A 423-nucleotide genomic window follows, 5' to 3' on the forward strand; every position below is an offset into this window, starting at 1 on the left:
GAGCGCGGCCGTCAGGCCGGCTTCCACGACTATGTCGCCAAGTTCGACCGTCCCGGCCTGATCGCGGCGCTGAAGGAGCAGACCGCGGGCGCCGCCGGCGCTTCCGAGCTGAGCCGGGCCGCGGCTTGAGAGCAGGAAAGGGACGAGGAGATACGCCTATGACCAGCAAGACCCAGTCCACCGAAGGCGCCATGGTCGAATACGTCACCGCGATGATCGGCGGCCAGCTGTTCGGCCTGCCGATCTCCCGCGTCCAGGACGTGTTCATGCCCGAGCGCGTCACCCGCGTTCCCCTATCCTCGCGCGAGATCGCGGGCGTGTTGAACCTGCGCGGCCGCATCGTCACCGTGGTCGACATGCGCGCCCGTCTCGGCCTGCCCAGGGCCGAGGACGGCAAGGTGCCGATGGCGGTCGGCGTCGACC

General features: G+C 69.7%; 1 protein-coding gene. It reads left to right on the forward strand.

Translation table 11 applies throughout. The features are described 5' to 3' along the window. Positions 1-158: 158 nt before the first annotated feature. Positions 159-423: chemotaxis protein CheW (locus EHH60_RS36935; RefSeq protein WP_199752533.1), on the forward strand; the 265-nt coding region annotated here is incomplete at its 3' end.

The organism is Bradyrhizobium sp. RP6, from assembly GCF_003837805.1.
Classification (GTDB): Bacteria; Pseudomonadota; Alphaproteobacteria; order Rhizobiales; family Xanthobacteraceae; genus Bradyrhizobium.